The sequence below is a fragment of the Streptomyces sp. OR43 genome (genome assembly GCF_008042275.1).
Lineage (GTDB): Bacteria > Actinomycetota > Actinomycetes > Streptomycetales > Streptomycetaceae > Streptomyces.
Window position 1 is genome coordinate 1148453 of the sequence record NZ_RDBK01000043.1, and the last position, 23081, is coordinate 1171533.

Sequence of the window (23081 nt, forward strand, 5' to 3'; positions counted from 1 at the left end):
GATACGGGTGTCCCGCCTCACTCCATGCCGTATCAGGACACGGGCGGCTGAAGTACGGCGAACACGGCGCCCTGGTCGTCCTGGAGCACCGCCATCCGCCCGTACGGGATGTCGAAGGGCGGCTCGGTGACCCGGCCGCCGAGCCGCCCCACGGCCTCGGCCGACGCGTCGCAGTCCGCCACAGCGAAGTACGTGAGGAAGTAGCTGGGCAGCACGGCGGGGAACGCGTCCGTGATGACGCTGCGCCCGCCGACCGCCGTGTCGGGGCCGGGTTCGGTGCCGGCCGGGGACCACATGCGGAAGTCGACGCCCGATTCGGCGGTGCCCGGGTCGCCGGTGCCGGAGTCGTCGAGCTCCGCCGACCGGAAGCCGAAGACCTCCTCGTAGAAGGCGTCGACCCTCTCCTTCTGCCGGGTGTAGACCTCGGTCCAGCAGAAGGAGCCGGGCTCGTTCTGCTTCTGGAAGCCCTTGCGCTCACCCGCCTGCCAGAGGCCGAACACCGCACCGCCGGGGTCGGCGGCCTGGGCGAGGACCCCGGACCGGCCGGCCCGCACCGGGTCCGTGATCACCTGGCCGCCGTTCTCGCGGATCCGGGCGACGGAGGCGGTGATGTCGTCGGTGGCGAAGTAGACGCCCCAGGCCGTCGGCATCCGGCCGTCCTGTTTGGCGGCGAGGGCGGCCACGAGAGCGCCGCCGCTGAGGGCGTCGGCGTACGGGCCGTCGCCCGCCCGGAAGGTCCAGCCGAAGAGCTCACCGTAGAAGCGCTTGCCCGCTTCGAGGTCGGGGAGCTGCACATCCACCCAGCACGGGGCGGACTGCGCGAATGCGGCCATGGGCCCGGATCCTTCCGTCGCGACGACACTCATCCGTGGTGACGCTCGTCACACCCAACGTAGCCGCGCACCGGCCCGCCCGCGCTTCAGCCCCTCCGATACGAACATATTTTCGATACGCACGTCACGCGCGCCCCCGTCACGGAAAGTTATCCACCGAAGTTGTCCACAGGCTGTTGATAACACTAATCAGGCTGTGGGGAACGGGCGGGCCGCCCCTGGGGCACACCCTCCGAAATCCACCCACTCCCCCCACCGCGCCTGCCGCACTCCCCATTTGCAGTCGGCCGAATCGCGCTCCGATCACCCGTCGGTAAGCTGACGGCATGACAGGACAAGTACGCACCGTCGACGGCCGCGTGGCCGGTCGGCGAGGACAGGCGACGCGGCAGAAGCTGCTCGACTGCCTCAGCGAGATGCTCAGCTCCTCGCCGTACCGGGACGTCAAAGTCATCGACGTCGCCCGGAAGGCGGGGACTTCACCCGCAACCTTCTACCAGTACTTCCCCGACGTCGAGGGCGCCGTCCTCGAAATCGCCGAAGAGATGGCCAAGGAAGGTGCCGGACTGACCGAACTGGTCGCCGGACGCTCCTGGGTCGGAAAATCCGGATGGCAGGCAGCCGAAGAACTCGTGGAGGGATTCCTCGACTTCTGGCGGCGCAACGACGCCATTCTGCGCGTGGTCGATCTCGGCGCGGCCGAGGGCGACAAGCGGTTCTACAAGATCCGCATGAAGATCCTGAACTCCGTCACCAACTCCCTTACGGACTCGGTCAAGGAGCTCCAGGCCAAGGGCAAGGTCGACAAGGACGTCAGCGCCGCGGCGATGGCGGGCTCCCTGGTCGCGATGCTGGCCGCCGTCGCCTCGCACCAGAAGGGCTTCACCACCTGGGGCGTCAAGCAGGCCGAACTCAAGCCGAACCTCGCGCTGTTGGTGCATCTGGGCATCACCGGCAAGAAGCCGACGAAGTAGCGCCCGCTCCGGAACCCCGTACTGGGTGACGCGCGGTGATCCCGGGCGCCCCAGGTCCTGTCTCACCGACGGCGGACCACGCAGGTGGTCCGCCGTCGGCGTTCCCGGACCCCTCCGGACATCACACCGGACCGTCACGCCCCTCCACCGCATCCAGCCGGAACAGCCGGATCTCCCGGTCGATCCGGGCCTGGTACGCGGCATAGGGCGGCCAGAACCTCAGCGCCGCCTCCCACACCCCGGCCCGCTCCTCCCCGGCCAGCAACCGTGCCCGTACGGGAATGTCGCGGCCCTTCCAGTTGATGACGGCCGCCTCCGGATGAGCCAGCAGGTTCGCCGTCCAGGCGGGATGACCCGGACGGCCGAAGTTGCTGCCCACCAGAATCCAGTGGCCCGAACCGCCGTCACCCGGCTGCGGCATGCAGGCCAGCGGGGTCGTCCTGAGCTGCCCGCTGCGTGCCCCCGGCACCGTCAGCACCACCCCCGGCAGCATCTGCGCGCTGAGCAGCACCCGGCCGCGGGTGAGCCGGTGCACGGTGCGGTCCATGGCGGGCACGACGTGCGGGGCGATCCGCGCGAAGACGCGGGTCGAGGACACCTTCTGGACGAGCCGGACCCCGGGCGGCATCAGACCGCCACCTGACCGGCCGGCCCGCGCCCCGCCGGGCCGCCGGCCTGCTCCTGCCCGAACATCCCGGCCCGCTCGGCCGCATGGTCACGGAGCCGGTGCACGGGGCCGAGGAGCAGCTCGTCGGATGCGGCCCGGTTGAAGTACAGCTGCGCCTCGTCCTCCCAGGTGAAGCCGATGCCGCCGTGCAGCTGCACGGCCTCCGCGGTGGTGATCCGCAGCGCTTCCAGCGCCTGGGCGAGCGCAAGACCGCCGGATTCCGGGTCCCAGGCCGCGTAGTACGCGGCGGAGCGGGCCGAGCGCACGCGGACGTACAGGTCCGCCAGGCGGAGCTTCACGGCCTGGAAGGAAGCGACCGCCCTGCCGGACTTCTCCCGCTCCCCGACGTAGTCGACCGTCCGTTCCAGCGCGCTCGCCGCCGCCCCGGCCGCCTCGGCGGCGAGTGCGACGGCCGCCGTGCGCCCGGTGGCCGTGAGCGCGGCGATCGCATCCACGGCGTCGTCGGCGCCGAGGAGTTCGGCCTCGGTGTCGCGCAGTTCGATCCGGGCGAGCGGCCGGGTGACGTCGAGCGAGGTCTGCCGGGTACGGACGAGACCGGCGGGCGGCTGCGGCCCGTCGGTCCTGACCAGGAACAGCAGGGTGCGGCTGCGCGGAAAGCCGCCCGTGTGCGCCGCGACCAGGAGCAGTCCGGCGCTGTGCCCGTCCAGCACCTGGGCCGCCTCCCCGTACAGCCGCCACCCGCCGTCGCCGCCGGCCGGCCGGGCCTGCACGCCGCCCGCCCGTCCGCCGCCCGCCCAGGCGCCGCCGGTGAGATCGCCGGTGAGGCCGAGCGCGGTGGAGAGCGAGCCGCCGGGGACGGCCAGGGCCGCGGTGAGATCGCCCGACGCGAGGGACGGCAGCAGGGCGGTGCGCTGCTCGTCGGTGCCGAGGGCGAGGATCAGGGGGGCGGCGAGTACGGCGGTGGCGAGCAGCGGGGACGGCAGCAGGGCCCGGCCGGTCTCCTCCAGGGCGACGGCGAGCTCGGCCGGGCCGCGGCCCCCGCCCCCGTACTCCTTCGGGAGGGCGAGTCCGGGCAGCCCGAGCTCCCGGGAGAGCCGGTGCCACAGTGCGGTGTCGTACCCGTCCGGTGTCGGTGCGGCTCTCCCCGCGTCGCGTTCGGCGAGCAGGTCGCGCAGGGTGCGGCGGATCTCGTCCTGTTCCGCGGTGAAGGCTGCATCCATCGGCGGGCTCCTTCTCCTCGGAGGCCGGCGGCCTCCGATCTGACGGGCCGTCATGCTAGGGGTGAAGCAGCGAGATTCCCAGAGTCTCGCAGGGCGACAGGCGCCACAGGATTCGCGGACGGCAAGGTGGTTCGCCTTCCCTGGATCTGATGTACCGTCAGATTCATGCCTGCCACGCCCTCTTCCCGCCGCAAGGTCGCTGTCGTCGGCATATCCCTCGCCGACTGCGGACGCGTCGACACGGCCACTCCGTACGCCCTGCACGCCCAGGCCGCCCGCCGCGCGCTCGCCGACTCGGGCCTCGACCGGTCGGTCGTCGACGGCTTCGCCTCCGCGGGCCTCGGCACGCTCGCCCCGGTCGAGGTCGCCGAGTACCTGGGCCTGAAACCCACCTGGGTGGACTCCACCTCGGTCGGCGGCTCGACCTGGGAGGTCATGGCGGCCCATGCGGCCGACGCCATCGCGGCAGGCCGCGCCAACGCCGTCCTGCTGGTGTACGGGTCGACGGCCCGGGCCGACATCAAGGCGGGCCGCCGCACGTCCAACCTCTCCTTCGGGGCCCGCGGCCCGCTCCAGTTCGAGGTGCCGTACGGGCACTCGCTGATCGCCAAGTACGCGATGGCCGCCCGCCGCCACATGTACGAGTACGGCACCACGCTGGAGCAGCTCGCCGAGGTGGCGGTGCAGGCGCGGGCGAACGCGGCGGCCAACCCGGACGCGATGTTCCGCAGCCCGGTCACGGTCGACGAGGTGCTGTCGGGCCCGATGATCGCGGACCCGTTCACGAAGCTGCACTGCTGTATCCGCAGCGACGGCGGTTGCGCGGTCCTGCTGGCGGCCGAGGACTACGTACCGGACACGGCGAAGGCCCCCGTCTGGATCCTCGGCACCGGCGAGCACGTCTCGCACTCCACGATGTCGGAGTGGGACGACTTCACGGTCTCGCCCGCCGCCGTGTCCGGCCGCCTCGCCTTCGAGCGGGCCGGGGTGCGGCCCGCGGACATCGATCTGGCGGAGATCTACGACGCGTTCACCTATATGACGCTGGTGACGCTGGAGGACCTGGGCTTCTGCGCGAAGGGCGAGGGCGGTTCCTTCGTGGAGAAGGGCCGCACGGGCCTCACCGGCGAACTCCCGGTCAACACGGACGGCGGCGGCCTGTCCGCCTGCCACCCCGGGATGCGCGGTCTGTTCCTGCTGGTGGAGGCGGTACGCCAACTGCGCGGCGAGGCGGGTGAGCGTCAGGTGCGCAAGGCGGGGGGCCGGCTGCCGGAACTGGCGGTGGCGTCGGGGACGGGCGGATGGTTCTGCTCGTCGGGGACGGTGGTGCTGGGGCGGGGGTGAGACTGCCCCGGCGCGGGCTTCCCGGGCCGGGACCGACGTCCGGCCGGAGTCGAGAGCGAGGTGAGCGCTCTCGCCCACGTCTCCGGCCCCGGCCCGGCCGCCCGCGCCGCATCCACTTCGCTCTCCGCTCCTCCACCGGATGGAATGGGCGGATGACTGATGCATCCGACGCCGGACGGCGCGCCTTCCTCGACCTGCTCCACTCCCAGCGCGTCTGGGACATCGAGCTTCCCGCCTTCGACCCGGCCACGGCGCCCCCCGCCCCGCTCCCCCTCTTCCACGCCTGGTTCGCGGAGGCGGTCGCCGCCGGGCAGGCCGAGCCGCACACGATGACGCTGGCGACGGCCGACGCGGAGGGTCTGCCCGACGTACGGACGCTGATGCTGCACGACGCCGACGCGCGCGGCTGGCACTTCGCCACGCACGCCACCAGTGCGAAGGGCCGCGAGCTCGCCGCCCGCCCGTACGCCGCGCTCGGCTTCTACTGGCCCGCGCAGGGCCGGCAGGTACGGGTCCGGGGACCCGTCACCGCCTGCTCCCCCGCCGAGAGCAGCGCCGACCTCCACGCCCGCTCGACCGGGGCGCTCGCCTCGGCGCTGGTGGGGCGGCAGAGCGAGGTACTGGGCTCGACGGCGGAACTCGACCGGGCCTCGGACGCCGCCTGGCAGCGGGCGCGGGAGGAGCCGGACGCGGAGGTGGCGAGCTGGACGCGGTACGTGGTCGAGGCGCGCGAGGTCGAGTTCTTCCAGGGCGACGCCCGGCGCCGGCACGTACGGCTGCGCTACCGCCGGAACGGTACGGGCTGGGAGCGGGAGCTGCTCTGGCCCTGACCGGCCGCCACCATGTGCCGCCGCGCCGCGTCAGGTGACCGTGATGGCCTGGACAGGGCAGGCGCGGGCCGCCTCGGCGACCATGGGCCCGGGCTCGGCCTCCGCCAGGAGCTCGCTGAGCCCGTCGTCGTCCTGCGTGAACACCTTCGGAGCGGCGAGCGCGCACTGCCCGGCGCCGATGCACACGTCCCTGTCGATATCGATCCGCATGGCCGTCATATCCGTCATCTCCATCCGCCCTTTCGCTCGGGTGCCGGTCACCAGGTCACCGGCAGCTCGATGAGCCCTTGGACCGTGTCCCCCGGTTTGAACGGGATGTCCTCGGCCGGCACCGCGAGCCGCAGACCGGGCAGCCGGTCGAAGAGCGCGGGCAGGGCGATCTCCAGCTCGGCCCGCGCGAGGTTCTGACCCAGGCACTGGTGGATGCCGAACCCGAAGGCGACGTGGTTCCGCGCCCCGCGCCCGAGGTCCAGCTCGTCCGGTGCCGGGTAAGCGGCCTCGTCCCGGTTGATCACCGCAGTGGACAGCAGCACCCCGTCCCCCGCCCGCAGGGTCACCCCGCCCACCTCGATGTCCTCGACGGCCACCCTGGAGAGCCCGTCGGCGATGGACAGGAAGCGGAGCAGCTCCTCGACGGCAGCCGGAACGCCGTCGCTCCCGCCGCGCAGCCGGGCCAGCTGGTCCGGGTGCTGGAGCAGGGTGAGGGTGCCGAGCGAGATCATGTTCGCGGTCGTCTCGTGGCCGGCCACGAGCAGGATCTGGGCCAGCCGCACCAGCTCCTCCAGGTCCACCGCCCCGGTCTCCAGCTGCTTGGCGATGAGCTCGTCGAGCAGCCCCTCGCCGGGGTCGCGCCGCTTCCGCTCGATCAGTTCACGGAAGTACGCGCTCAGAGCGTCCCGCGCCGCCTCGACATCGGAGCCCGCGGGGCCGCGCAGCAGCTTGCGGGACTGCGCCTCGAAGAACTCGTGGTCCGCGTAGGGCACGCCCAGCAGCGCACAGATGACCATGGAGGGCACCGGCAGCGCGAAGGCGTTGACCAGCTCGGCCGGCGGGCCCTGCGCAACCAGCGCGTCGAGCAGCCGGTCGACGATCTCCCGGATGCTGGGCCGCAGCGCCGCCGCCCGCCTGACCGTGAAGCTCGGGATCAGCATCCGGCGCTGCACGTTGTGCTCCGGGTCGTCGAGGCCGAGCAGTTCGACGCGCCGCTGGGTGGTCGCCGCCAGCCTCCGGGCGAAGAAGGGGAACGCGGGGTTCTCCCGGTCGGACGAGAGCCTCGGGTCCACCAGCAGGGCGCGCGCCTCGGCGTGTCCGGTCACCAGCCACACCGTACGGCCGTCGAAGAGCCGCACGCGGGACACGGACTGCTGGCCGCGGCTCGTGCTCGGATAGCCGGTCGGCGGGTGGTAGGGACAGGTGCGGTCCTGCGGGAAGACGACGGTCTCTGTCTGTGCCTGTGTCACGGCGGACCTCGCAAGGAGAGGGGGGCGTCATACCGATCACCCACCACTAGATGCCTCAGGCACCTAAACAGCTAGGTCCTGTTCGGCCAAATGCCCGGAGCGGAGCGGACGCATCCACTTTCGGCCATCGAGGAGCACCATGGAGGCAGGTGAGGACTGGAGGTCACCCATGACCAAAACCCGTAGCCGGTACGCCCCCGACCGCGGTCTGACCACACGCATGGTCACCACCATGTTCCTGATCGGCCTGCTGTACGTGGTCCTGGTCGGCGTCCTGCTGGCCGTGATGCGCGGCGCCTGGCCGATCATCCTGATCATCACCGGGGGCATGTTCGTCGCCCAGTTCTGGTTCAGCGACCGCATCGCGGCCTTCAGCATGGGCGCCCGCGAGGTCACCCCCGAGCAGGCGCCGGAACTGCACGGCGCGATCGACCGGATCTGTGCGCTCGCCGACATGTCCAAGCCCCGGGTCGCGATCGCCGAGAGCGACGTACCGAACGCCTTCGCCACCGGCCGCAGCGAGAAGACCGCCCTCGTCTGCGCCACCACGGGCCTGCTGCGAAGACTCGAACCGGAGGAGCTGGAGGGCGTCCTCGCCCACGAGATGTCACACGTCGCCCACCGCGATGTCGCCGTCATGACGATCGCCTCGTTCCTGGGCGTCCTCGCGGGCATGATCACCCGCGTCGCGCTCTGGGGCGGCTTCGCCCGCAGCAACCGCGGCAACGACCCCGCGGGCATCATCATCATGCTGATCCCGCTGGTCAGCGCGGTCGTCTACGCCCTGAGCTTCCTCCTCACCCGGCTGCTGTCGCGCTACCGCGAACTCTCCGCCGACCGCACGGCCGCGCTGCTCACCGGCAGACCCTCGGCCCTCGCCTCCGCCCTCACCAAGGTCAGCGGGCAGATGGCCCGGATCCCGACGCAGGACCTGCGGAAGGCGGAGCCGTACAACGCCTTCTACTTCGTCCCCGCCTTCTCCTCCAAGGAGAGCCTGAGCCGGCTGCTCTCCTCGCACCCGACCCTGGAGCAGCGCCTGGACCAGCTGGCCCGCATCTCCGCCGACCTGTCCCGCCCGTGACCGAGGAGTACGCCCGTGGGTCTGCTCGACACCATCCTGGGCCGCAGCAAGCCGGTCCGCCCCGACCTCGACCAGCTCTTCACCGTCCCGTCCGCCGCGCTGACCCTCCAGGCGGCCACGGGCTTCGTCCCGACCGGCCTCGGCTCGGTGTGCTTCGCCGGCGTGGAGGGCGCCGGTTTCGCCCGTATCCAGCAGGACGTACGGGAACTGCTCGACGCGGACACCGGGCGCGGCGGCATCCCGGTGGAGTTCAGCCGGGACACGTACGGCTACACCTGGCTGCTCGCCCGGCAGCCGCCCGATGACCTCGCCGCGCTGGTCAACGACCTGCACGCGGTCAACACCCTCCTCCAGGACGGCGGCTTCGGCCCGCAGTTGCTGTGCTCGCTGATCGCCTTCCGGAACGCGGAGGGGCGCTCGCTGGCGCTGGTCTACCTGTACAAGCGCGGCACGTTCTACCCGTTCGCCCCCGTGCCGGGCGGCGGCGAGAAGCGGGACAACCAGCTGGAGTTGCAGGTCAGGGCCGCCCTCGGGGACGACCTTCGGGTGGAGAAGGACCTGGGGCGGTGGTTTCCGGTGTGGGGGGCGCCGGGGTTGTGAGGGCCGGTGCCCCGGCCTTCGCCTACGGTGTCAGCACGATCCTCCCGAAGACCTCGCCCGCGTCCATCTTCCGGTGCGCCAGCACGGCTGCGTCCAGGGGCAGCACCTCGTGCACCACGGTGGCGATCTCGCCGCGGCCCGCTGCGGCGAACTGTTCGCTCCGCACAGCACGCCGGTCGGCTCCGGTGACCGTGGCTGCGCTGAAAGCGGCGAAGGACATCGACTTCTGGAACGCCGCCATGATCTTCGTGCCGAAGTCCGCCGGCGGCTGGCCCGCGACAGCGCCCACGGCCACCATGCGGCCGTTCGGGTTGAGCCGGTCGAAGAACGACGGCATGTCCTGGCCGGCCACCACGTCGATGATGACGTCATAGCCTGCGGGGGCCTGTTCCCCGCCCTCACCGGAGCGGTCCAGCACATGGCTCGCGCCAAGACGTCGCAGCCGCTCACCGCGCTCTGCCGAGGAGGTGGTGACCGCCACCGCGGCGGCGCCACCGCGAGCGGCGAGCTGCACCGCCATGATCCCGATGCTGCCGGCCGCGCCACGGACCAGGACCGTCTCCCCGGGAGCGAAGTGGGCGTGACGGAGCCCGAAGTGGGCCACCACGCCGGAACTGCCGAGTGTCACCGCATCGACCGCGGACAGGTTCGCGGGCAGGGGAACGATCTCCTCGGCCGACGCGAGGGCCTGTTCGACGTATCCTCCGCCGGTTCCGGTGAAGCCCCACACCCGCCGGCCGATCCACGAGGCGTTGACGCCGTCACCGACCGCGGTCACGGTGCCCGCCACCTCGCCGCCCGGGATGTGGCCCTCCTTGAAGCCGTAAGCGGCCAGGGCCCCGCTCCGGATCACCACGTCGACTCCCCCGACGCCCACGGCCTCGGCCTCGATCACCACCTGTCCGGCAGCGGGTGCGGGATCCGACAGGTCGACAACGGCCAGGCCTTCAGGACCTCCGAACGACTGGATCGCGATGGCTTTCACTCTCGTCTCCCTTGGTCCCGATGCCGTGCGCCCCGATGATCTCGGTGCGCCGCTACGTCCTGGACGCTAACGGACGCCCCCGTCCGTTTAGGTAAAGTGAGAGCATGACCGACGGTTTGCCTCACACGCTGCGTTCCGACGCGCTGGACAACCGCGAGCGCATCCTCGACGCAGCCCGGGCACTGTTCTCCGCCGACGGCCTGGACGTGCCGATGCGGGAGATCGCGCGGCGCGCGGGAGTCGGACCGGCCACCTTGTACCGCCACTTCCCGACCAAACAGGTGCTGGCCACCGAAGCCTTCGCGGACCAGTTGCGCGCATGTCGCACCATCGTCGACGACGGGTGCGCCGATCCCGATCCGTGGCGTGGCCTCTGCCTGGTGATCGAGAAGATCTGTGAACTGCACGCGCGGGACCGGGGTTTCAGCGAAGCCTTCATGGCGGCCTTCCCGGGGGCGCCGGAGGTCGGGGGCCGTGAGTACACGGTGAAGGCGGTCGCCGGACTGGCCCAGCGGGCCAAGGACGCAGGGCGCCTGCGGTCCGACTTCGTCCTGGACGACCTCATTCTCGTCCTCATGGCCAACAAGGGGATCCACACCAGATCGACCGACACCCAGGTCATGGCCTCCCGACGCTTCGCAGGGCTGGCGATCCAGGCATTCGAAGCCTGCCCTCAGCACACACCGCTACCACCGGCGGCGCGACTGGTGTCCGCAGCGCCGGACAGCATCTGACCATGGGCGAGCGGATCCACGCTCGACGCCCGGAGCACTGAACGCCTTGGGACAGATCGTCTAGCCTCCACGCCATGGTCACCTCCGATGCCCTCGATGCCCTCGTCCGCCTGTGCCCTCCGCCCGTGGATCCGCCGCCGGTGCGCGACTGGACCGAGGCCGAGCACGCCCTCGGGACGCCGCTGCCCACCGACTACAAGCAGCTCGTCGAGACATACGGCGACGGCGTCTTCGACGAGACGGTCTGGCTGCTCGTCCCCGGTTCCGCCTACGCCAGGTTCGACCTGTGCGCGCAGACGACGGATCGGATCGACATCCTGGAGAGCCTGTGGGAGGACGGCGAGGAGAAGCCCGACGGCCTGCTGGAATCCGGTGCGCGCCTCGTGCCGTGGGCGTTCGACGGGGGCTCGGGGGCGTTTCTGTACTGGCTGGTGCGCCCCGGTCAGCACCCTGACGAGTGGACCGTCCTCTACAACGAGGGCCGGGGCCCGCTGTGGGAGGCCCACGACATGGGATGCCTCGCCTTCCTGCTCGCCGTACTCACGGGAACGGCGGAGACGGCGTACTTCGGATACCTCTACGAAGTTCTGAAGCCCGCCGAGCACCACTTCGCGACGGCCGGCCAGGTCCTCGGACCGCCCTCAGGGTGACCCCGGGCCACCTCAGCCCTTCGGAGCCGGCTTCCAGTCCTGGGCAAGCAGCCCGAGCACCACCTCGTCGAGGAACTCACCCATCACCCACGCCGCGGAGCGCAGCACACCCTCGCGGACGAAGCCGTTGCGTTCGGCTGAGGCCAGCATCGCGGCGTTGTCAGGCAGCGTCTCGATCTGTAGCCGGTGCAGGCCGCGTACAACGAATCCGTACTGGCACAGGACCGCCACCGCGTCGGTGCCGTAGCCCTTGCCGCGAGCAGAGGGCCGCAGGCTGAGGCCGATGTGCGCGGACCGGTTGTGGTGGTCGATGCCCCACAGTGTCGCGGCGCCTACCAGGGTGCCCTCTCCCAACTCCACGACGGAGAACGGGACGCACGCCTGATCCTCGTCGTCGCCCACGAGCCGCGGATCCTTCGAGTCGGGCGCCAACGGCCGCCACGGCCCGCCATCGGCCCGCGAGGCGTTGACCACGTCGTTGTAGAGCTCAGCCCGCAGAATGGGGATGTCGTCCTCGTGCCGGGCCCTGAGCCCGACCTTGTTGCCGCTTAGCATGCAAGCTTCCTAACCGACCGGGTCGGCGGGCGGCAAGCGGATAATCCCTAGGCGTTCGCGGCGTGGCCCAGGAACGCGGTCCAGGCGGCGGGGGCGACGGCGAAGGTGGGGCCGTCGGTGAGCTTGGAGTCGCGGACGTGGACGGTGTGGGGGCAGGTGGCTACCTCTACGCAGAAGCTGTCCTCGTTGAGGCTGTAGCTGGACTTGTGCCAGTCGTAGGCGACTTCGATGCAGGCTTCACCCTCATTGCCGCTGTAGCTGGACTTGAACCAGGTCAGTCCGGATCCGTGGCTCACAGTTGCCCCACCTTCGTCTCGATGATCTCCGCGGACTTCCAGGGGTTGAGCGCCTGGGCTCGCAGGATGCCGAAGAGGTCGAGCTGATCGCTCACTTGCTCCGGCTTCGAGATCAACCTACCGCCGCCCTGAGCCTCCACATACATCAGATTGCGGCCTTCTGCCGTGGACATCAACTGCATGGGTCCCATCAGCCCCGCGTGCGTGTGCTGAGCCGACGGCATCACCTGCACCGTCAGGTGGTTGAACCGCTCCATGCAATCGAGTACGTGGCGCAGTTGCTCCTTCAATACCTCGGGACCACCCAGCGTCCGGTCCAGGACCGACTCCTCGATCACGTAGCCGATGCGCGGCGGCGGCGTGCGCGACAGCACCGTCTGCCGTTCCAGCCTCGCTCCGACGTGCCGGGCAATCTCATCCTCCGTGTACGCCGGTACACGCGACCGGTACAGCGCGTGCACGTACCCCTCCGCCTGGAGCAGGCCCGGGATCAGCATCGTCTCGTAGGCGCTGATGACCCGCGCGTTCCGCTCCAGCTTCGCCCAGTCCAGGAACTTCGGCGGGTACTTCTCCTCGTCCACCAGCTCGCAGCACGCCTTCAGCGCCCCGGACGCCCCGCACACCCGATCCGCGTCGATCAGCAGGTCGCGCGACGGAATGCGCTCCGCCCGCTCGACCGCGCCCATCAGCGACTCCGAGATCAGCAGCTGCTCCGCCGCCTCCTTCTGCGTGAGCCCGGCCCGCACCCGGTGGATGCGGATCAACTCCCCCACCAGCCGCCGCCCGCGTGTCGTCTCGCTACTCGTCCCCACAGCCCACACCACCCTCCCCACATCGCCCCGATGTGGATCGTGTCCTCCTGGTCACGCTACGCAGTCACCGGAATGCTCGTGGCCATGACGCAGAAGAAGCACCCCGAATGGGTACCCGCCTCGGGGCTCCAACTCCACCTGACCGGAATCCACTTCGACGCGATCCGGTTGCGCGGCGTACGGGGTGAGGCGGTGCTGCACCACCTGGCCACCCTCACGGACGGCGATCCGGGGCCCGTCGTACGGGAGGTCGCGGGCGGGCGGTGGACGTACTTCCTGCTCGAGCCCGGCGCGAGCCAGGACTTCGACTGGCCGCCCGGCGCGAAGTGCTTCGGGCCCGCTGCCCGGGACCAGTACGTGGGGATCCCGGCCGCGCACGGCAACACGTACCCGCTCAGCTGGCGGTGCGGACCGCCCGAGGTCGGGGACTTCGTGGACGCGGAGTTGCTGCACGGCGTGGTGACGGCTCAACTCGTGCCCGAGGACATCCGGTTCCTCTCCTGATCATCTCTGCGGACTACGCTGCCCACCGGGTACGACCGAGGGGGCGGGGGAAGCGATGACGGAGGCCGATGCCGAGACGACGGAGGCCCTGTGCCTCGCCGTCGCCACGTTCGACGGGCGCAGGGCGGGGGCCCTGCTGGACGCCGGCGCCGATCCGCTCCGGCCGCTGCCCGACGGGAGCACACCGCTGCTGCGGGCCGTGGCCTCCGGCAACGCCGGCGTGACCGTCGCCCTGCTCAGGCATGCGGGGGACCGGCTCACGCAGGAGCAGCGGGCGGGCCTTCTCGCCTGCGCTCGGCACTGGTACGAGACCGGGGCCGAAGCCGGGCTTCGCCTCGCGACCGGCGCGTCGGGCCCGGTCGAAAGCCGCAGGTTCGTCGACGATTTCGACGTCACCGAGTACCACGTGATCACGCTCGGCGGGATGCGTGTGTGCGACGGCCATTCCGCCGTCCTCACCTGCCTGGAAGCGGAGTTGGGGTTCCGCCGGTCGTTCGACGAACTGTTCGCCCGGGCACTCGCCCGCGCCGACGCGGAACACGCCGACTGGTGGGAAGCAACCGTCGCGCTCGCGAAGCGGTCCGACGTGGAGGCATGGGAAGCGGCCCTGGCGCTGCGCTCCGACCCTGATCCCCTGCGTCGGCAGTTCGCTGCGTACCTCATATGGTGCTTCCTCATCGTCGAGCATCCCGTCACCTCGGAAAAATGGCCTTGGGAGCGGCGGGCCGTGGACGTTCTCCTGCCTTGGGCCACCGAGGAGACGGACCCGGCGGTGCTCGTGCCGGTACTGAGGGGGCTCAACTCCGTCGACGACGACGAACCGGAGATCGAAGAGCTGGGGCTGGCCCTCCGCACGCACCCGGACCCCAGGGTGCGCGTCCAGGTGCCGAGCATGCTGGGCAGAACGCGATACGCCTACACCCACCCCGAGGCGCTGGACGTGCTCGCCACGATGGCTCGCGACCCGGACGCACACGTCCGCGCCCACGTGTGCGAGGTCCTCTACGAGTTCGAGGGCCGCAGCCCCGCAGTCGCCGACATCCTGGCCGGATTCCTCGACGAGGACGACCAGTTGGTCCGCATCAAAGCCGTCTGCGGCCTCGCCGAAGCCGACGACCCGCGCTGCGTGGAGGGCGCCCGCCTGATCGGCCTGGTCGACCGAGCGGGGTGGCAGGACACCTGGCTACTGGATGCGCCGTGGCGCTACAAGCAGCGCCACGGCGGCTGAACCGGCTGCTCGGGGCCAGAGGGCGGTGGGGGCTGTCAGGGCGAAACCCCACGGATCGGCCACGGCCCGATACGCACCTCAGGCGGGCTGCGGGGCGGGCGTCGCCGGGGCGGCCGCGACGTTGCGGGTCTCGCGCATGATCAGCAGGCCGTTGACCACCATCAGTGTCGCGGTCAGGCCGTGGACGCCGAGCGCGGTGGCCACGGAGCCGTGGTGGGCCAGCACGTTGGTCATGTCGCCGTACGCGGCGAGGGCCTCCACCAGCAGCACCAAGCCAAGTGCCCTGCGGTGGCCCGTCACCAGCAGGACGGCCAGGACCAGGGCCATGACGACGTCGCGGACTCCCTTGACGACCAGGAAGCCACCGCCGTCACCGCGCGGCCAGCTCGGCAGGCCGAAGCCGGGCGCCGTGGTCTCCGGGCTCAGGATGAACTCCGTCCCGAACCAGAGGATGAAGAGGATGAAGGCGGCGGCCAGAACAGTGTTGATCTTCTTCAGTGACATGGTTCTTCTCCCTGCGGTTCTTCGTCGGTTCGGTAGGCGTCGTGGGCATCGGCGGTATCAGACGAGGGCGACGACCAGCAGGGTGAACGCGGCGACGATGACGGCGACGCGGAAGTAGTGGTACCGGTTCCAGCGGTGCAGCTGCTCCTTCCAGTCGGCCGGCCGGTTCTCGGGCGTCCAGGTCTTGCCCAGGTTGTTGATCGGAACGAGCAGCAGCATCGACATGATCACGCTGACGATCAGCAGTCCGGCGGCGGCGACGACCAGGCCCGCGCCGTCGTGATGCCAGCCGGCGACGGCCCAGATCGCGCTGAGGACGACCGAGCCTATGTACCAGAACGGCATCAGGGCCCCCAGCATCCGGCCGCCGTGGGCATGGCCGAGCTGGCGGCTGTCCTCGGGAAGCGCGTCCAGGATGCGGCTCATGATGAAGGCGACGGAGAACTCCACCCCCACCATCAGGCCGACGACGACAGTGGTGACGACCTCGAGTGTGCTGAGCATGACGATCCCCTCCGTGAACTAGCGTTGCTAGATGACGGTGCAACGCTAGCGCTAAGAACGCTCGATTGTCTAGCGGTGCTAGAATCGAGTCATGTCGGTAAAGGAACGCAAGGAGCGCGAACGGGCGGAGCGTGAGCGCCTCATCGTGGTGACAGCCCGCGAACTCGCCGAGCAGCAGGGCTGGGACGCCGTCACCACCCGCCGGCTCGCCGAGCGCATCGAATACAGCCAGCCCGTCCTCTACAGCCATTTCCGGGGCAAGCGCGAGATCATCGGCGCCGTCGCCCTGGAAGGCGCCACTGAATTGGCCGCGGCGGTACGGGCCGCGACCTCCGCAGCGAACAGCCCGCGCGAGCGGGTCACCGCCCTCGCCCGCACCTACCTCGACTTCGCCGAGCACAACCCGGCCGTCTACGACGCCTTGTTCCAGCTCGACGGCGGCCTGGCGTACGCGCGGGAGGACACCCCCGAGCCGCTGAAGGACGCCTTCGCGGCCCTGCTCGAATGCCTCGCCGAGGCCGCCGGCGACGGCGTGCACCCGGCGCTGTTCACCGAGGTGTTCTGGGCGGCGCTGCACGGCCTGGCGACGCTGACCCGAGCGGGCCGCCTGCTGCCCGAGGACGCCGGGGCGAGGGTGGAACTGGTGGTGGGCCGGCTCGCCATGGTCTGACACACCGCGCCGCGGGCACGTAGCCGAGGACCGAGGGCCCCGGCTACGTGCCCGCGGCGCGGGTCAACACGCACTAGGTGCGCTTGAAGTACTCGATCTCCCCGAGCGCGATCGGCCGCCCGCTCTCCTGACCTGCCGCTTCGCGCACGATGAACTCGATGGAGACGACGTCGCTGATGCCCGTCCGTACCGTCTGCTCACCCGGCTTGTCCGTGAGTGTCCAGGCCTTCTCGTGGATCTTGCCGTCCTTCGTCCTGATGCGGAGATCCGCCTGCGTCGGCCTGGCGCCCTGCCGGAACGCCTCGGCCTTCGTCGACACGCCGGTGTGGACCGTGACGCCGACCAGCCGGAACGGCTTCTCGAACGCGGCCGTCAGCGCGGCGCCCGTCTTCGGGGCGCCCCAGTAGGTGTTCGTCACGCCGTCCACGGCCAGCTCCGCCGCGTGGCCGGGGGCGGCCGCGCTCGCCGAGACGTCGGTGGGGCTGATCTCCCCCGTTCCGCCGAGCTTGTCGCGCACGTCCTCGACGACGTAGCGCCCAGCCGGTACGAGCAGGAAGCCCGCGACCAGCAGGCCGGCGATCAGCAGAGCGATCAGGCTTCCCCGCAGCAGCCTCCCCGAACCGGCCCGGACCCTGCGGTCGAACGGCCACCTGGTGCGCCACCAGGGCAGCGGTTCCTCCCGCTCGCCCGGGTTCAGCGGCGTCGCGCAGCGGCGGCAGAACTTCCGCCCCGGGCGGTTGGACGCCCCGCACGACGGGCACGGCGTGCCGTCCGGCTCCTCGTTCGCCACGACCGGTCGGACGACGGGGCGCTGGGCGATCGGGATGCCGGGCTGCACGGCCACCACGGGGTCGTCCGCCACCGGCTCGGCCGGCCGTCCGGGCCGTACCGGGGCCGGAACCGGTGGTGCCGGTCGTACGGGGACGGGTGCGGGCGCGGGCGTGACCTCGGGTGCCGAAGGACGGGGCCCGCTGGGTGCCCTGCGAGACCGGGACGGACAGCACCGGCGGGCTCAACAGGCCCGGCGAGATCACGGTGTTCGTCCCCGCCGGGCACACCGCCTCGGTGACGGCCGGGATCGGGTCCTGACCGACAACGGCGCCTGCTACAAGTCCTACCTCTGGCGCGAGACCCTGACGGCGGCCGGGATCACCCACAAGCGAACCCGGCCCTACCGGCCACAGACCAACGGCAAGGTCGAACGCCTCAACCGCACCCTGCTCGACGAATGGGCCTACGCAAAGCCCTACCGATCAGAACAGGAACGACGCGACGCCTTCCCCTACTGGCTCCACTCCTACAATCACCACCGCGGCCACACCGCGCTCGCCGGCAAACCACCCGCCAGCCGCGTCCCCAACCTCACAGGGCAATACAGCTAGCGCTTCGGGAGGGGTCAGCCGGCCGGCCTCGCCGCCGGCGACGGCGCCGGTGTCGACGGCGGCGAGGCACCAGGCCCTGGCGCGTACGACGGGACGGTCGCCGATGAGGGCGACGGCCTCGACCAGTTCGATGGTGCGGCCGGGGCGGATCGTCTCGACCCGGATCTCGCACGTGTCGAGCGCGAGCCGGCCCAGGATGTCGAAGCTGATCCGGGACAGCAGGAGCGGCTCGCCCGGCCGGTCGGCCAGGTGCCGGTCGATGGCGTGCGTGATGAGACCACCGAGTGGGCTGAAGTGCACTTCGTCCGTGCTCCACGCGCCGCTCGCGTGGGCGGTGGGCTTGAAGCAGTGCTCGTCGATGCGCTCGTAGTAGCTGCCGGTGCTCATGCGGTGTGTCCCTCGCGGCTGTGCGGATCAAGGACACCAGCGTGCCACCGCACGGCTGCGGACCGCCGCCCGGGGCCCTGCCCGCGAAGGCAGGTCCGGCGCCTGCCCGCGAAGGCAGGTCACGGCAGGTCCGGGGCCCACGCGACTCCGTTGATGTGTGACCCGCCGTCGACGAAGAGCGTATTGCCGGTCATGTAGCGCGCACCCTCGCCCGCGAGGAACGCCGCCACCGGGGCGATGTCCTGGTCGGGGTCACCGATCCGCCCCATGGGGTTCGTGGCGTCGGCCTGCCTCTCCAGTTCGGGGTGCTCGCTCATCATCCGCCGGAAGGCCGCGCTCTTCGCGCCCGGGCAGATCGCGTTGACGACGACGCCCGTGGGGGCCCACTCACGGGCGGCGGTCCGGGTCAGGGTGCGCAGGGCCTCCTTGGCGGCGTTGTACTCCAAGGTCCCCATGTGGGCGTTCACGCCGTTGAGACTGCACATGTTGATGACCCGGCCCCAGCCCCGCGCCCTCATGTGCACGAACGCCGCCTGCATCGCCCAGAGCGGCCCGTAGAAGCCGACGCCCAGGCCGCGGGCCAGCATCGCGTCGGTCTTGTTCTCGACCCGGCCGACATCGCCCGCTCCCCAGGCGTTGTTGACCAGGATGTCGGCGCTGCCCCACTCCCGTACGGCGGTGTCGACCATCGCCAGGACCTGCGCCTTGTCGCTGACGTCGGTGCGCACGAAGTGGCCGCCGATGTCCTCGGCCGTGGCACGGCCGGTCTCCTCGTTCAGCTCCGCGACCACGACCCGGGCACCCTCGGCGGCGAACCGCCGGGCCACGGCGGCGCCGATTCCGTCTCCGGCGCCGGTGACGATCGCGACGCGTCCTTCGAGTGACATGCGTGTACTCCCAGCAGTCGGGGCAACCGGACCGGTGCCACGCATCCAAACCGGTCCGGCCCGGCCGGGCGGCGTTCCGTCCCGGTGGACGGGACGCCGTCCCCGTACGCCCCGCTCAGGGCCGGAAGACCGCCACCGCCTCGGTCCCCGGCTCCCGCCGGAACGTCACCCTCAGCGCCATCCCGATGGTGAGCGCGCTCTCCTCGCACTCCACGACCTCCGTCATCATCCGGGGCCCCTCCGCGAGATCGACGACCGCGGCGACGTACGGGACGCGGGTGCCGAACGGCGGCAGGTCGTTGCGGTGGACGACGGACCACGTGTAGAGCGTGGCCCGGCCGCTCGCCCGCACCCACTCCGCCTCCTCGCTCCAGCAGTGCGGGCAGAACTCGCGCGGGTAGTGGTGCATCCGGTCGCAGGCGCGGCAGTGCCGCAGCAGCAGATGCCCTTCGGCGGCGGCGTCCCAGTAGGAGCGGGTGAACGCGTCGGGTTCCGGGAGGTCGTAGCGGGGGGCCTGCCTCGCGCCCGTCACAGGAAGAGCCCGAACGCCCGGTCCAGGGACCAGGTCTGCCAGGACATCGCGAACAGGGCGACGAGCGAGATCAGCGCCATCATCGCGTTCTGTCCCTGTTCGGCCCAGTCGTGGATCATCAGCACCAGGTACAGCAGATTGAGCAGGAGCCCGGCGACGAGCGCGACCGGGGTCAGCAGGCCGGTCACCAGGCCGAGGCCCAGGGCCAGTTCCGCGTAGACGACCAGGTACGCCATGGCCTTCGGCCGGGGCGCGACGATCTTCTCGAAGCCGGTCCGGACCACCGGCCAGCGGTGCTTGCCCGCGACGTCCGACGCCCAGGCGATGCCGGTGCCGCGTTCGAACCAGCCCTTCTTGTCCTTGTGCCGCCAGCTCTCCAGCCACCACAGGCCGAGGCCTATTCGGAGCACGGCGAGCCACTGGGCGCCGTCGAGCCAGATCGTCCGCATGGGGCCTCCCGTTCGCTGGATCTGACGGTACGTCAGTTCACCTGATCGCGGGCGCCCGCGCAAGAGGCGCGCACCCGTGATCAATTCGCAATCGATTCCGGTCTTGACCGAGACCCATCAAGGAGTCGCGCGATTACGCTCCGAAGCATGTCCGACAGCACACCTACCGCCGGTAGCACCACCCCGGCCGCACCCACCGACATCACCGAGGACCGTCCGGTCTACGTCATCGGCGGCGGCCCGGGCGGCCTCGCCGCCGCCGCGGCCCTGCGCGAGCGGGGGGTCCGGGCGGTGGTCCTGGAGAAGTCCGCGGACGTCGGGGCGTCCTGGCGGCGCCACTACGACCGGCTGCACCTGCACACCACCCGGCGCTGGTCGGCCCTGCCCGGACTGCCCATGCCGCGCAGGTTCGGCCGCTGGGTCTCCCGGGACGACGTGGTGCGCTACCTGGAGAAGTACGTCGAGCACCACGCGCTGGAAGTCGTGACGGGCGTCGAGGTCTCCCGCGTCGACCGGGCGGCCGACGGATCCGGATGGCGGCTGACCGCCACCGGCGGGCGCGAACTGACCGGCCGGGCCGTGGTCGTGGCCACCGGCTACAACCACACCCCGCGGATCCCCGACTGGCCCGGGCGCGACACCTTCACGGGCGAGCTGCTGCACGCCTCGGCGTACCGCAACCCGGCCCCGTACGCGGGCCGGGACGTCCTCGTCGTGGGCATCGGCAACACGGGGGCGGAGATCGCCGTCGACCTGGTGGAGGGCGGCGCGTCCCGCGTACGGATCGCGGTGCGCACCCTTCCGCACCTCGTGCGCCGTTCCACGGCGGGCTGGCCCGCCCAGGCGACGGGCATCCTGGTGCGCCGGCTGCCCGTCGCGCTCGTCGACCGGGCGGGCGGCCTGATGGCCCGCGTCGCGGTGCCCGACCTGGCGGAACAGGGGCTGCCCCGCCCGGACACGGGCCTGTACTCCCGGGTCAAGGACGGGGCGATCCCGGTCCAGGACGTGGGGCTGATCGACGCGGTGAAGGGCGGCCGGGTGGTGCCGGTGGCGGCCGTCGAGTCGTTCGACGAGGACGCGGTGGTGCTGGCGGACGGGACCCGGATCACCCCGGACACGGTGATCGCCGCGACCGGCTATCTGCGGGCCCTGGAACCGCTGGTCGGCCACCTCGGGGTGCTGGACGCGCGGGGCCGCCCGGTGGCGCACGGCGGCCGTACGCCGAAGCAGGCGCCCGGCCTGTACTTCACCGGGTTCACCAACCCGATCAGCGGCATGTTCCGCGAAATGGCCCTGGACGCGGAGAAGATCGCCAAGCGCCTGGCGCGCACCGGCTGAGGTCCCCCGTCCCGTCCCCCGTCCCATCGGTCAGGGACACGCCGCCGTTCGCTCAGCACAGCCCCCGCCGGCCACTCCCGGCGGGGCATCCCACCCTGATACGGAGGATGCACGTGGCACGTCAACGAACAGGACAGACCTCGCAGCCGGCCCGCGGACCGGTGACCCGGCGCGCGATGCTGGGAGGTGCGGCGGCCGCCGGGGTCTCGGCGATCGCCGCGGCCGGTCCGGCACAGGCGGCCGTTCCCGGCTCCACGGGCGCCGCCCCGCGCGAGGTGGACGTCGCCGTGGTCGGCGGCGGGCTGGCAGGCCTGACCGCCGCCCGCGATCTGGCCGCCGCCGGGAAGTCCGTCCTGGTCCTGGAGGCACGCGACCGGGTCGGCGGCCGGGTACTCAACCTGGCGCTCCCGAACGGCGGGACCAGCGAGGGCGGCGGCGAGTTCATCGGCCCGACGCAGGACCGGATGAAGGCGCTCGCCGACTCGCTGGGGGTGGCGACCTTCCCCACGTACAACACCGGCAAGAACGTCCTGTTCAAGGACGGCAAGCGCACCCCCTACGCCACCGACGGGCTGCTCGGCGCCGTCCCGCCGATCGATGTGGCGGGGCTCGCCAACGCGGCGGCGGTGCAGGCGATGCTGAACGACCTGGCGAAGCAGGTACCGGTCGACGCCCCGTGGACGGCGGCGAAGGCGGACGAGTGGGACAGCCAGACCTTCGAGACATGGCTGAAGCACAACGCCGTGATCCCGTCCGCGAAGTTCCTCTTCGACGTGGCGTGCACCTCGGTGTTCTCCGCCGAGCCGAGTGAGCTCTCGCTGCTGTTCGTGCTGTTCTACATCCGGGCGGCCGGCAACGAGACGACGCCCGGCACCTTCGAGCGCCTCACCGAGACGGGCACGGGTGCCCAGGCGACCCGGTTCGTCGGCGGTTCCGCCCAGGTGCCGCTGCGCCTCGCCCAGTCCCTCGGGGACCGCGTCGCCCTGAACGCACCCGTCACCCGGATCGCCCAGGGCGCGGGCCGGCTGACCGTGGAGGCGAACGGGCTCACCGTCTCCGCCCGCCGCGTGGTGATCGCCGTGCCGCCCTCGCTCACCAACCGCATCACGTTCTCTCCGGGCCTGCCCGCCACCCGCGACCAGCTCGGCCAGCGGCTGCCGATGGGGTCGGTCGGCAAGGCCATCGCGGTGTACGACACGCCGTTCTGGCGGGCCGCCGGTCTCAACGGCCAGGTGGTCAGCGACTCCGGCGCCGTCCGCTCCACGTTCGACAACTCCCCGCCGGACGGCTCGTACGGGGCCCTGATGGGCTTCATCGAGTCCGACGAGATGCGCGGGCTCAACGGGGCGACGGAGGCCGAGGTCCGGGCGGTGGTCCTGAAGGACTTCGCCACGTACTTCGGCGACCGTGCCAAGACCCCGACCGGCTTCGTGCTCCAGCGCTGGGACAACGAGACCTACTCCCGCGGCGGCCCGGTCGCCTACGCCCCGCCCGGCGTCCTGACCCGCTACGGCGCAGCCCTGCGCGCTCCCGTCGGGGCGATCCACTGGGCGGGCACGGAGACGTCGACGTACTGGAACGGCTACATGGACGGCGCGGTCCGCTCGGGCGAGCGCGTCGCCAAGGAGGTCGTCGCCGCACTCTGACGCCCATGGGGCGTCCCTCAGTCCGAGAGCGGTGGTCCGGTGGCAAGA

The 23081-nt window shown here is 71.4% G+C and carries 27 protein-coding genes and 2 pseudogenes; 13 read left to right on the forward strand and 16 right to left on the reverse strand.

What is annotated here, in order from left to right:
- Positions 1-32: 32 nt before the first annotated feature.
- The gene (locus EAO72_RS23545) at positions 33-833 is read right to left on the reverse strand and encodes a VOC family protein (RefSeq protein ID WP_148019259.1); all 801 of its coding nucleotides are present in this window, start codon (positions 831-833) and stop codon (positions 33-35) included.
- Between the two features lie 326 nt (positions 834-1159).
- Here EAO72_RS23545 and EAO72_RS23550 point away from each other — a divergent pair, with 326 nt between their 5' ends.
- Positions 1160-1807 (forward strand): TetR family transcriptional regulator, encoded by a 648-nt coding sequence (locus EAO72_RS23550; protein ID WP_148019260.1) that lies wholly within the window; start codon positions 1160-1162, stop codon positions 1805-1807.
- 121 nt (positions 1808-1928) lie between these two features.
- Here EAO72_RS23550 and EAO72_RS23555 read toward each other — a convergent pair whose 3' ends face one another.
- A complete protein-coding gene (locus EAO72_RS23555) occupies positions 1929-2435 on the reverse strand; it encodes a nitroreductase family deazaflavin-dependent oxidoreductase (RefSeq protein WP_148019261.1) in 507 nt (168 codons plus the stop codon).
- Complete coding sequence (locus EAO72_RS23560; RefSeq protein WP_148019262.1) at positions 2435-3655, reverse strand: acyl-CoA dehydrogenase family protein; 1221 nt, start codon at positions 3653-3655, stop codon at positions 2435-2437. The genes EAO72_RS23555 and EAO72_RS23560 overlap by 1 nt, the downstream gene beginning before the upstream one ends.
- 165 nt (positions 3656-3820) lie before the next feature.
- Here EAO72_RS23560 and EAO72_RS23565 point away from each other — a divergent pair, with 165 nt between their 5' ends.
- Positions 3821-4999, forward strand: a complete 1179-nt coding sequence (locus tag EAO72_RS23565) for a thiolase C-terminal domain-containing protein (protein ID WP_148019263.1) — start codon at positions 3821-3823, stop codon at positions 4997-4999.
- A gap of 152 nt (positions 5000-5151) precedes the next feature.
- Positions 5152-5829 (forward strand): pyridoxine/pyridoxamine 5'-phosphate oxidase, encoded by a 678-nt coding sequence (locus EAO72_RS23570; protein WP_148019264.1) that lies wholly within the window; start codon positions 5152-5154, stop codon positions 5827-5829.
- 30 nt (positions 5830-5859) lie between these two features.
- On the opposite strand, the gene EAO72_RS23575 is transcribed toward EAO72_RS23570, so the two are convergent.
- Both EAO72_RS23575 and EAO72_RS23580 read right to left on the reverse strand, forming a co-directional pair.
- Positions 5860-6039, reverse strand: a complete 180-nt coding sequence (locus EAO72_RS23575) for a ferredoxin (protein WP_148021991.1) — start codon at positions 6037-6039, stop codon at positions 5860-5862.
- Between the two features lie 47 nt (positions 6040-6086).
- A complete protein-coding gene (locus EAO72_RS23580) occupies positions 6087-7289 on the reverse strand; it encodes a cytochrome P450 (protein ID WP_148019265.1) in 1203 nt (400 codons plus the stop codon).
- A 169-nt stretch (positions 7290-7458) separates the two neighbouring features.
- Here EAO72_RS23580 and htpX point away from each other — a divergent pair, with 169 nt between their 5' ends.
- The gene (gene htpX / locus EAO72_RS23585; RefSeq protein ID WP_148019266.1) at positions 7459-8370 is read left to right on the forward strand and encodes a zinc metalloprotease HtpX; all 912 of its coding nucleotides are present in this window, start codon (positions 7459-7461) and stop codon (positions 8368-8370) included.
- Between the two features lie 15 nt (positions 8371-8385).
- The gene (pspAB, locus tag EAO72_RS23590) at positions 8386-8970 is read left to right on the forward strand and encodes a PspA-associated protein PspAB (RefSeq protein ID WP_148019267.1); all 585 of its coding nucleotides are present in this window, start codon (positions 8386-8388) and stop codon (positions 8968-8970) included.
- A gap of 22 nt (positions 8971-8992) precedes the next feature.
- On the opposite strand, the gene EAO72_RS23595 is transcribed toward pspAB, so the two are convergent.
- Complete coding sequence (locus EAO72_RS23595) at positions 8993-9955, reverse strand: zinc-binding dehydrogenase (RefSeq protein WP_187285187.1); 963 nt, start codon at positions 9953-9955, stop codon at positions 8993-8995.
- A 104-nt stretch (positions 9956-10059) separates the two neighbouring features.
- Here EAO72_RS23595 and EAO72_RS23600 point away from each other — a divergent pair, with 104 nt between their 5' ends.
- Both EAO72_RS23600 and EAO72_RS23605 read left to right on the forward strand, forming a co-directional pair.
- Positions 10060-10689 carry a TetR/AcrR family transcriptional regulator gene (locus tag EAO72_RS23600; RefSeq protein ID WP_148019268.1) on the forward strand — a complete coding sequence of 210 codons (630 nt, stop codon included), beginning with the start codon at positions 10060-10062 and terminating at the stop codon, positions 10687-10689.
- Positions 10690-10763: 74 nt separating this feature from the next.
- Entirely contained in the window at positions 10764-11339 is a 576-nt protein-coding gene (locus EAO72_RS23605; protein WP_261991612.1) for an SMI1/KNR4 family protein, read from the forward strand.
- A gap of 12 nt (positions 11340-11351) precedes the next feature.
- On the opposite strand, the gene EAO72_RS23610 is transcribed toward EAO72_RS23605, so the two are convergent.
- Genes EAO72_RS23610 through EAO72_RS23620 form a run of 3 tightly spaced genes read right to left on the reverse strand, consistent with a single transcriptional unit; the run spans position 11352 to position 13002 of the window.
- Positions 11352-11894, reverse strand: a complete 543-nt coding sequence (locus EAO72_RS23610; protein ID WP_148019269.1) for a GNAT family N-acetyltransferase — start codon at positions 11892-11894, stop codon at positions 11352-11354.
- Positions 11895-11941: 47 nt separating this feature from the next.
- Positions 11942-12190 carry a DUF397 domain-containing protein gene (locus EAO72_RS23615; RefSeq protein ID WP_148019270.1) on the reverse strand — a complete coding sequence of 83 codons (249 nt, stop codon included), beginning with the start codon at positions 12188-12190 and terminating at the stop codon, positions 11942-11944.
- Positions 12187-13002, reverse strand: coding sequence for a helix-turn-helix domain-containing protein (locus EAO72_RS23620; protein WP_261991613.1), 816 nt, complete (start codon positions 13000-13002; stop codon positions 12187-12189). The genes EAO72_RS23615 and EAO72_RS23620 overlap by 4 nt, the downstream gene beginning before the upstream one ends.
- Before the next feature lie 84 nt (positions 13003-13086).
- Here EAO72_RS23620 and EAO72_RS23625 point away from each other — a divergent pair, with 84 nt between their 5' ends.
- Together EAO72_RS23625 and EAO72_RS23630 are read left to right on the forward strand one after the other, a co-directional pair.
- Entirely contained in the window at positions 13087-13506 is a 420-nt protein-coding gene (locus EAO72_RS23625; RefSeq protein WP_148019271.1) for a hypothetical protein, read from the forward strand.
- A 55-nt stretch (positions 13507-13561) separates the two neighbouring features.
- Entirely contained in the window at positions 13562-14734 is a 1173-nt protein-coding gene (locus tag EAO72_RS23630; RefSeq protein WP_148019272.1) for a HEAT repeat domain-containing protein, read from the forward strand.
- Positions 14735-14812: 78 nt separating this feature from the next.
- Here EAO72_RS23630 and EAO72_RS23635 read toward each other — a convergent pair whose 3' ends face one another.
- Together EAO72_RS23635 and EAO72_RS23640 are read right to left on the reverse strand one after the other, a co-directional pair.
- Positions 14813-15238 carry a DUF4267 domain-containing protein gene (locus tag EAO72_RS23635; RefSeq protein ID WP_148019273.1) on the reverse strand — a complete coding sequence of 142 codons (426 nt, stop codon included), beginning with the start codon at positions 15236-15238 and terminating at the stop codon, positions 14813-14815.
- A gap of 57 nt (positions 15239-15295) precedes the next feature.
- Positions 15296-15742, reverse strand: a complete 447-nt coding sequence (locus EAO72_RS23640) for a DUF1772 domain-containing protein (RefSeq protein ID WP_148019274.1) — start codon at positions 15740-15742, stop codon at positions 15296-15298.
- Positions 15743-15833: 91 nt separating this feature from the next.
- Between EAO72_RS23640 and EAO72_RS23645 the strand changes: the two genes are divergently transcribed.
- Complete coding sequence (locus tag EAO72_RS23645) at positions 15834-16412, forward strand: TetR/AcrR family transcriptional regulator (protein WP_148019275.1); 579 nt, start codon at positions 15834-15836, stop codon at positions 16410-16412.
- A 73-nt stretch (positions 16413-16485) separates the two neighbouring features.
- Here EAO72_RS23645 and EAO72_RS23650 read toward each other — a convergent pair whose 3' ends face one another.
- A complete protein-coding gene (locus tag EAO72_RS23650; protein ID WP_222724121.1) occupies positions 16486-17274 on the reverse strand; it encodes a zinc ribbon domain-containing protein in 789 nt (262 codons plus the stop codon).
- Positions 17275-17491: 217 nt separating this feature from the next.
- On the opposite strand from EAO72_RS23650, the pseudogene EAO72_RS23655 reads away from it, so the two are divergent.
- Positions 17492-17794 (forward strand): annotated as a pseudogene (locus EAO72_RS23655) (integrase core domain-containing protein); the annotation flags it as partial.
- On the opposite strand, the pseudogene EAO72_RS23660 reads toward EAO72_RS23655, so the two are convergent.
- The 4 genes and pseudogenes from EAO72_RS23660 to EAO72_RS23675 form a co-directional block, all read right to left on the reverse strand.
- Positions 17780-18181: pseudogene (locus EAO72_RS23660) on the reverse strand (acyl-CoA thioesterase domain-containing protein); the annotation flags it as partial. The pseudogenes EAO72_RS23655 and EAO72_RS23660 overlap by 15 nt on opposite strands.
- Before the next feature lie 119 nt (positions 18182-18300).
- On the reverse strand, positions 18301-19068 hold the full coding sequence (locus EAO72_RS23665; protein WP_148019276.1) for an SDR family NAD(P)-dependent oxidoreductase: 768 nt from the start codon (positions 19066-19068) through the stop codon (positions 18301-18303).
- A 115-nt stretch (positions 19069-19183) separates the two neighbouring features.
- Positions 19184-19600 carry a Zn-ribbon domain-containing OB-fold protein gene (locus tag EAO72_RS23670; protein WP_148019277.1) on the reverse strand — a complete coding sequence of 139 codons (417 nt, stop codon included), beginning with the start codon at positions 19598-19600 and terminating at the stop codon, positions 19184-19186.
- Entirely contained in the window at positions 19597-20049 is a 453-nt protein-coding gene (locus EAO72_RS23675) for a DoxX family protein (protein ID WP_148019278.1), read from the reverse strand. Before EAO72_RS23675 ends, EAO72_RS23670 begins: the two co-directional genes overlap by 4 nt.
- Before the next feature lie 147 nt (positions 20050-20196).
- On the opposite strand from EAO72_RS23675, the gene EAO72_RS23680 reads away from it, so the two are divergent.
- Entirely contained in the window at positions 20197-21387 is a 1191-nt protein-coding gene (locus EAO72_RS23680) for a flavin-containing monooxygenase (RefSeq protein WP_148019279.1), read from the forward strand.
- Between the two features lie 176 nt (positions 21388-21563).
- Positions 21564-23033: a flavin monoamine oxidase family protein gene (locus tag EAO72_RS23685; protein ID WP_148021996.1), complete on the forward strand. Its 1470-nt coding sequence runs from the start codon at positions 21564-21566 to the stop codon at positions 23031-23033.
- Positions 23034-23081: the final 48 nt, after the last annotated feature.

What these genes read in the sequence shown, in the direction of transcription:
- EAO72_RS23545 (WP_148019259.1), bottom strand. Translation starts at nt 833, where the DNA reads ATGGCCGCATTCGCGCAGTCCGCCCCGTGCTGGGTGGATGTGCAGCTC.
- EAO72_RS23550 (WP_148019260.1), top strand. Translation starts at nt 1,160, where the DNA reads ATGACAGGACAAGTACGCACCGTCGACGGCCGCGTGGCCGGTCGGCGA.
- EAO72_RS23555 (WP_148019261.1), bottom strand. Translation starts at nt 2,435, where the DNA reads ATGCCGCCCGGGGTCCGGCTCGTCCAGAAGGTGTCCTCGACCCGCGTC.
- EAO72_RS23560 (WP_148019262.1), bottom strand. Translation starts at nt 3,655, where the DNA reads ATGGATGCAGCCTTCACCGCGGAACAGGACGAGATCCGCCGCACCCTG.
- EAO72_RS23565 (WP_148019263.1), top strand. Translation starts at nt 3,821, where the DNA reads ATGCCTGCCACGCCCTCTTCCCGCCGCAAGGTCGCTGTCGTCGGCATA.
- EAO72_RS23570 (WP_148019264.1), top strand. Translation starts at nt 5,152, where the DNA reads ATGACTGATGCATCCGACGCCGGACGGCGCGCCTTCCTCGACCTGCTC.
- EAO72_RS23575 (WP_148021991.1), bottom strand. Translation starts at nt 6,039, where the DNA reads ATGCGGATCGATATCGACAGGGACGTGTGCATCGGCGCCGGGCAGTGC.
- htpX (WP_148019266.1), top strand. Translation starts at nt 7,459, where the DNA reads ATGACCAAAACCCGTAGCCGGTACGCCCCCGACCGCGGTCTGACCACA.
- EAO72_RS23600 (WP_148019268.1), top strand. Translation starts at nt 10,060, where the DNA reads ATGACCGACGGTTTGCCTCACACGCTGCGTTCCGACGCGCTGGACAAC.
- EAO72_RS23605 (WP_261991612.1), top strand. Translation starts at nt 10,764, where the DNA reads ATGGTCACCTCCGATGCCCTCGATGCCCTCGTCCGCCTGTGCCCTCCG.
- EAO72_RS23610 (WP_148019269.1), bottom strand. Translation starts at nt 11,894, where the DNA reads ATGCTAAGCGGCAACAAGGTCGGGCTCAGGGCCCGGCACGAGGACGAC.
- EAO72_RS23625 (WP_148019271.1), top strand. Translation starts at nt 13,087, where the DNA reads ATGACGCAGAAGAAGCACCCCGAATGGGTACCCGCCTCGGGGCTCCAA.
- EAO72_RS23630 (WP_148019272.1), top strand. Translation starts at nt 13,562, where the DNA reads ATGACGGAGGCCGATGCCGAGACGACGGAGGCCCTGTGCCTCGCCGTC.
- EAO72_RS23635 (WP_148019273.1), bottom strand. Translation starts at nt 15,238, where the DNA reads ATGTCACTGAAGAAGATCAACACTGTTCTGGCCGCCGCCTTCATCCTC.
- EAO72_RS23640 (WP_148019274.1), bottom strand. Translation starts at nt 15,742, where the DNA reads ATGCTCAGCACACTCGAGGTCGTCACCACTGTCGTCGTCGGCCTGATG.
- EAO72_RS23645 (WP_148019275.1), top strand. Translation starts at nt 15,834, where the DNA reads ATGTCGGTAAAGGAACGCAAGGAGCGCGAACGGGCGGAGCGTGAGCGC.
- EAO72_RS23665 (WP_148019276.1), bottom strand. Translation starts at nt 19,068, where the DNA reads ATGTCACTCGAAGGACGCGTCGCGATCGTCACCGGCGCCGGAGACGGA.
- EAO72_RS23675 (WP_148019278.1), bottom strand. Translation starts at nt 20,049, where the DNA reads ATGCGGACGATCTGGCTCGACGGCGCCCAGTGGCTCGCCGTGCTCCGA.
- EAO72_RS23680 (WP_148019279.1), top strand. Translation starts at nt 20,197, where the DNA reads ATGTCCGACAGCACACCTACCGCCGGTAGCACCACCCCGGCCGCACCC.
- EAO72_RS23685 (WP_148021996.1), top strand. Translation starts at nt 21,564, where the DNA reads ATGCTGGGAGGTGCGGCGGCCGCCGGGGTCTCGGCGATCGCCGCGGCC.